Source organism: uncultured Aquimarina sp., assembly GCF_947492405.1.
GTDB lineage: Bacteria > Bacteroidota > Bacteroidia > Flavobacteriales > Flavobacteriaceae > Aquimarina.
In genome coordinates, this window is the sequence record NZ_CANLMP010000008.1 from 330336 (window position 1) to 336718 (window position 6383).

7 protein-coding genes are annotated in these 6383 nt (G+C 33.3%); 4 read left to right on the forward strand and 3 right to left on the reverse strand.

The genetic code is table 11. The features are described from left to right. Positions 1 to 108: 108 nt before the first annotated feature. A complete protein-coding gene (locus tag Q0829_RS24680; RefSeq protein WP_298548026.1) occupies positions 109 to 1551 on the reverse strand; it encodes a S41 family peptidase in 1443 nt (480 codons plus the stop codon). A gap of 228 nt (positions 1552 to 1779) precedes the next feature. On the opposite strand from Q0829_RS24680, the gene Q0829_RS24685 reads away from it, so the two are divergent. The 4 genes from Q0829_RS24685 to Q0829_RS24700 all read left to right on the forward strand — a co-directional run bounded on the left by Q0829_RS24685 (position 1780) and on the right by Q0829_RS24700 (position 4006). After that, positions 1780 to 2289: an RNA polymerase sigma factor gene (locus tag Q0829_RS24685; RefSeq protein WP_298548028.1), complete on the forward strand. Its 510-nt coding sequence runs from the start codon at positions 1780 to 1782 to the stop codon at positions 2287 to 2289. Next, positions 2276 to 2758 carry a hypothetical protein gene (locus Q0829_RS24690; RefSeq protein WP_298548030.1) on the forward strand — a complete coding sequence of 161 codons (483 nt, stop codon included), beginning with the start codon at positions 2276 to 2278 and terminating at the stop codon, positions 2756 to 2758. Before Q0829_RS24685 ends, Q0829_RS24690 begins: the two co-directional genes overlap by 14 nt. Before the next feature lie 50 nt (positions 2759 to 2808). Further along, on the forward strand, positions 2809 to 3342 hold the full coding sequence (locus tag Q0829_RS24695) for a DUF4252 domain-containing protein (RefSeq protein ID WP_298548032.1): 534 nt from the start codon (positions 2809 to 2811) through the stop codon (positions 3340 to 3342). Between the two features lie 121 nt (positions 3343 to 3463). Then, complete coding sequence (locus Q0829_RS24700) at positions 3464 to 4006, forward strand: DUF4252 domain-containing protein (RefSeq protein ID WP_298548033.1); 543 nt, start codon at positions 3464 to 3466, stop codon at positions 4004 to 4006. A gap of 113 nt (positions 4007 to 4119) precedes the next feature. On the opposite strand, the gene purB is transcribed toward Q0829_RS24700, so the two are convergent. Together purB and Q0829_RS24710 are read right to left on the reverse strand one after the other, a co-directional pair. Beyond that, positions 4120 to 5463, reverse strand: a complete 1344-nt coding sequence (purB, locus tag Q0829_RS24705; protein WP_298548035.1) for an adenylosuccinate lyase — start codon at positions 5461 to 5463, stop codon at positions 4120 to 4122. 243 nt (positions 5464 to 5706) lie between these two features. Then, positions 5707 to 6261 (reverse strand): adenylosuccinate lyase, encoded by a 555-nt coding sequence (locus Q0829_RS24710; protein ID WP_298548037.1) that lies wholly within the window; start codon positions 6259 to 6261, stop codon positions 5707 to 5709. Between the last annotated feature and the right edge of the window lie 122 nt (positions 6262 to 6383).

Consider the following 6383-nt stretch of genomic DNA (forward strand, 5'->3'; position numbering starts at 1 on the left):
TAAAATTTCGATTTTTGATTTGATTTTAAGATTAACATAAAGCTAACAGAATTCAGGTATGACTCTTTTATTTAGGAGAGTTAATTTTACTCTTACTAAAAGTCCATTCTATAATTTAGAAAATTCAGTGTCTTTATACATTCTTAGGTAATCAGGTTTATTCATCTTACTTTCACCTATAGCCTCTAATTGGATAGTGTAATATTTTGATTGAGATCTATTTCCCAAAATATCATCAATAGCTGCTTTTAATAAGGGTTCATTAGGATCACCTAATGTTCCTAGGTTTGAATAATCTTCAGCAACTTCGATTTCAGGAACAAAACCACCAAAATAATCTGTAAACCCTGCAGAGTTTATAGATCTAAGAACTAAAGGTTGCATCGCGTACGTGTGTCCTGTATTGGCTCCGTTTCGTCCAAAATTATCAGAGTCATATAACGTTATGGAAGCTTGAAATTTCCCTCTACTTGTAGAGCCAACCTGAATTACATTAATATAGGGATCTAGCCCATTGATAACTAGTTCGCTGGCGGATGCAGAGCTTCTCGTTGTTAATACGTAAACTCTAGTAAGGTTTAGGCTATTAATACCAGCACCAGTTCTGATCTGATTATCAAAAAGATTAGTATCACCAAATTGTTCTTGTCGATCTGTATTCCATTCTTCTGTAGTAAATACTTGTCCGTTAAACTGTCCTGTAATCATACTCGATAAGTCAATTGCCGAAGTAACAGAACCACCACCGTTATATCGTAAATCTAATATTAGATCTGTAACATTATCAGAAGCAAACTGCCCAAAAGCGGTGTTTAATTGAGTGTCGAAATCTGCCGTAAATCCATTATACATCAAATAACCAACTGGGTTGCCACTAACATTTAAGGTTTTTGCCAGAAAAACAGGATTTTCTGTATACTGTACTTTCGTAAGAGAAATCGAAGTGCTTGTTGGAGTTATATCATTTCCATCAAAAGTAGCGAGACCAATTGTATAAGAATCTGGAGCTAATAGTTCACTGAAATTCTGATCGGTAATCTGAGTTCCGTCTATTGTGTTAAAAATAATACCTCTTTCGATTCCTTTTGTTTCTGCATCTGTTCCAGGAAGCACGTATCGTACATATCCAAATACATTAGATGCATTATTAGGGTATCTAACTAAGCCAAACTCCATACCATTATTTCTGGTGATTCCGTCAAAGGCTTGTTCCAAAGCAATATAATCATCTACTAAAAAGCTGAATTCGTCAACTTTTATCTGCTCAGAACCCACAGTTACTGTTTCCTGAGTTCTCATACCTTCGAAAATAGCTTCGGGAGAAGAGAAACCATTAAGAAAATTACCATATTCTTGATTAGAAGAAAAACGATCGTTTGCTAAATCTTCTACATCCGATTTATATACATAAAAAGCATTCATGCCTTTCCAGATAAAATCATTAACCTCCTGCACTCCTGATATTCTAATTACATCGTCATTGTCCTCAAAACAACTTGTGAACATACTTACAGAGAAAAGGATTAAGGCAAAATACTTCAGGAATTTCATAGATTTTTTTTATTTATATAACCCTAAAAATAGGGACTTTATTATAATTTTAAAAAAATGATGTAACAAATTACAGATGTAGTCGTCTCCCTTATATAAAGCTAACAAGTTAGTTTTGTAACAACCAACCAACAAATATGAAATGAGCTATAACGAAGAATTGAATATTAATTATAAAGTGTTGTTAGCGAATTCCATCTGTCAATTGGGAAAAAATAGAATGAACAGATGAAAGAAAGAGTATTTATAACGCTTACTAATGGTTTTAAAGACAAGCTATATAGGTTGGCTAAAAGATTGTTGGTAAGTAATGAAGAAGCAGAGGATGCTACGCAAGAAGTATTACTAAAGCTATGGAGGAATAAAACCAAAATTGCGGAGTATAAAAATGTGGAAGCATTTGCAATGACAATGACCAAAAACTATTGTTATGATAAATTAAAAGCTAAAGAAGCTGGAAATTTAAAAATTGTTCATAGCAATTATAAAGATGAGCGACCTTCATTGCAGCGAGAAGTAGAAGCAAGAGATAGTCTGGATTGGGTAGGTAAGATCATGGATGGATTGCCAGAACAACAGCGAATGATTGTCCAGCTTAGAGATATAGAACAATATAATAATGCAGAAATAGCAGAAATGTTAGAAATGAATGAAACAGCAGTACGAGTAGCATTATCAAGAGGAAGAAAAACAATACGACAAGAATTATTAAAAAAACACAATTATGGAGTTGTCTAACATAGAAAAATTACTAGAAAAGTATTTTGAAGGAGAAACGACCCTTTCTGAAGAAAAAGAATTAAAGGTTTATTTTACCGGAGAAAGCGTGCCTGCACACCTAGAGAAATACAAAGATTTATTTCAGTTTTTTTCTAATGAAAGTCAAGTAACCACCACTTCAGAGGTTGCATTAAGTACCAATCGAGTGCCTTGGTACACCTGGATCGGTGTAGCGGCATCAATAGCTTTAATTGTGGGGCTGTTTATAAAAGATGTTCCACCAGGAGTTGATCCTGAAGGAGTTTATGGTACCTATGATGATCCTGAAATAGCATTACAAAAAACCAAAGAAGCCCTTGATTTGGTTGCTAAATTAATGAACGAGGGTAAAAAGGACCTAGTGTACCTGAACGAGTTTGATACTGCCAAAAAAGAATTAGTGTATTTAAATGAGTTCGAAAACGCTAAAAATAAATTGATAAAATAAAAACGAATACTATTTTCCCAAATATGGGAACCTTTAAAAATGATTTAATTATGAAAAAGTTTGCAATCGTAATATTAGTAGCATTAGTACCATATCTATCTGTTGCTCAGAGTAATTTCGATAAATATGAAGACATGAGTGATGTGTCGTCTGTTGTGGTAACCAGTAAAATGTTTAAGCTATTGAGTAAAATGGATCTAGAAAGTAATGATCCTGAGGTTAAGGAGTATATTAACCTAGTAGAGAATATTAAGAATATTAAAGTTTTTGCTACAGAGAACAATGAAATTGGTCAGAAAATGAAAGCTGATGTGAAAAAGTACCTAAGTAGTACTTCATTAGATGAGCTGATGAGAGTGAAGAGTGATGGTAAAAATGTAAAGTTTTATTCTAAGCCAGGTAAAAATGACAATTTCGTAACAGAACTGTTTATGTTTATGGAAGGAATGGAAAATGATGGAGGACCTAATACCGTAGTACTAACAATAACCGGAGATATTGATTTAAGACAAGTATCTAAAATTGCTGATCACCTTAATGTTCCAGGAGGACAGGAACTTAAGAAGGTGAAAAAGAAAAATTAAGCTTTTATATTTAGTTTAAGTTACACCCAAGCTTCTTCAGGTATTACACCTGGAGAAGCTTATCATACTATACATCAATCAATCAACCTTGTTCGCTTTATGCGGATCAAAACCAATTAAAATGAAAAATATAATAAAATTAATGACAGTAGCGTGTGTAACGTTACTAATGAGCTGTAGTAATGGAGCTTCATTACAAAGATACTTTGTAGATCATCAAGGAGATGCGGATTTTGTGGCAGTAGATATTGCTACAAGTTTATTGGATACCGATAGAGTAGAGCTTTCTAAAGAAGAAAAAGAAGCATTAGAGAGTATCAAGAAAGTCAATTTTTTGGCATTGCCGCTTAAAGATAAAACCAAAGCCAGATATGAAGAAGAAAAAACGACTATCAATACCATACTTAATTCTGATAAGTACGAAACCTTAATGCGGTTTGGTTCTAATGGAACCAAAGCGGTACTAAAATTTCAGGGAGATGAAGATAATATTGATGAGATGATCGTGTTTGCTTCTAATAAAGAAAGAGGATTGGCATTGGTAAGAGTTTTAGGAGATGATATGAAACCGCAAAATGTTGCCAAATTAATGAATGCTATTGATAAGGGAGATGTTGATCTGGATGCTTTTAAGAATATTATAGGAGAGGTGAATATCAATTAAGATTAATGTATATATTATATAGAAAAAGCTTCGACTATTAGTGTCGAAGCTTTTTTGTTTAGTTTTTATAAGTACATTCCATCAACCATCAACCATCAACCATCAACCATCAACTAAATACCAGTATAATTAGAAGGTGTAATTACTTTTAGTTCTGATTTAATAGTATCAGAGACTTCTAGTGTTTCTATAAACTCAGCAATAGAATTTTGGTTTATAGTAGCGTTCGTTCTAGTTAATCCTTTTAGTGCTTCATAAGGATTAGGATATCCTTCTCTTCTTAGAATCGTCTGAATAGCTTCTGCTACTACAGCCCAATTGTTTTCGAGATCCTGGGCGAACTTCTCTTCATTTAATAATAATTTATTCAATCCTTTTAGTGTCGCCTGAAATGCAATTAAAGTATGTCCAAAAGGAACTCCTACATTTCTAAGTACTGTACTATCCGTAAGGTCACGTTGTAATCTACTTACAGGTAGTTTTGCAGCTAAGTGTTCGAATAAAGCATTAGCAATACCTATATTTCCTTCACTATTTTCAAAATCAATAGGGTTTACCTTATGCGGCATTGCAGAAGATCCAACTTCACCTTTTTTGATTTTTTGTTTAAAGTAATCCATAGAAACATATGTCCATACATCGCGATCCAAATCTAGGATAATAGTATTTATACGCTTTAATCCATCGAATAAAGCCGCCATATGGTCATAATGCTCTATTTGAGTTGTAGGAAAAGAATGATGTAAGCCTAATTTTTCTTGTACAAAACGAGTTCCAAACGCTTTCCAATCAATAGCAGGGTAAGCGACTTTATGTGCATTGTAATTTCCTGTAGCTCCACCAAATTTTGCAGCACTTGGAATATCATTTAGTAAATCAAATTGTGCTTCTAATCGCGTCACATATACCTGAAACTCTTTTCCTAATCGAGTAGGAGAGGCAGGTTGCCCATGTGTACGTGCTAGCATAGAGATTTCAGACCATTCTTCTACTAAAGATTTTAATTTCTCCTTTAATTCTAAATAGTTAGGTATATACACATCACCAACGGCTTCTTTAATGCTTAAAGGGATAGCTGTGTTGTTTATATCCTGAGAGGTTAGTCCAAAATGAATAAACTCTTTATACTCTTGTAAACCAAGGATGTCAAACTTCTCTTTAATAAAATATTCAACAGCTTTTACATCATGATTGGTTACTTTTTCGATATCTTTTATTGCCTGTGCATCCTCAGTAGAAAACTGAGTATAGATTTCTCTTAATTTTCCAAATACAGAAGTGTCAATACTCTTTAATTGCGGTAGTGGTATTTCGCATAAAGCGATAAAATATTCTATTTCTACCAATACACGATACTTTATTAAAGCTTCTTCACTAAAATAAGCACTTAAGGATTGTGTTTTAGAAGCATAGCGACCATCAATAGGTGAAATAGCTTGCAAAGGAGATAATGACATAGTGTTGTTTTTTTGAAAGGTGCAAAGATAATTTATTTAATCACGAATTGCGAAGTACAAAGAGTGATTTTTTGATGAAATAATTTGGATTGTCAGATCTTTGGATTACCAGATTGTTAGATTCTTTAAACCAGGAAACGTTGAGTCTGTCGGATTTTGTAATTTCCTATCAACCATCAACCATCAACCATCAACCATCAACCATCAACCATCAACCATCAACCATCAACCATCAACCATCAACTACTTAATCTTCTTCAGAATCATTCTGGATCTTGCTTTATAGGCAGCACTACTATCGTGATAGTTGTTCTCCAAGGTAATTTTAAGTTCTGGATGTACCCAATCGAATTCTGTACCCAGTAGATACAAACTTGTCATAGAATAAGCTTTTGGAGCTACTTTTTGATCAGAGATTAACCAATCAAAACAAGCTTCTGTTATTTTTTCTCTATGTGAAGGTGTGAGATATTTACGGACTTCAATGTTTTTCTCTTTATAATATGCTAGAATTAGATATTCACATATTTTAGCAATAGGACGTACAGCAGGATCTTGGTGTACTTTAGGAAGTATCTTTATATATGAGTCTAAATAAGGCAGGATGGTTTCTAGATTGTTTTTACATAAAAATTCTAATCCCCAGGAAGCTTTACAGGATATTTCGTCATCTACTTGATGACAGATGTTTAGCAGTTGAGGCAGCAACGCTGGATTTTGCAAAATCAGATTAGCAAAATGATTCCGTTTTTCTCTAGAATGATTAGTATTTCTAATTTCCTCTTCTAGGTTGATCATGAGTTTTCTATATTTTTTATTTAGTCACTTGGAGTGTGTTTTTGAGTTTTTGAGTTTTTGAGTTTTTGAGTTTTTGAGTTTTTGAGTTTTTGAGTTTTTGAGTTTTTGAGTTTTTGAGTTTT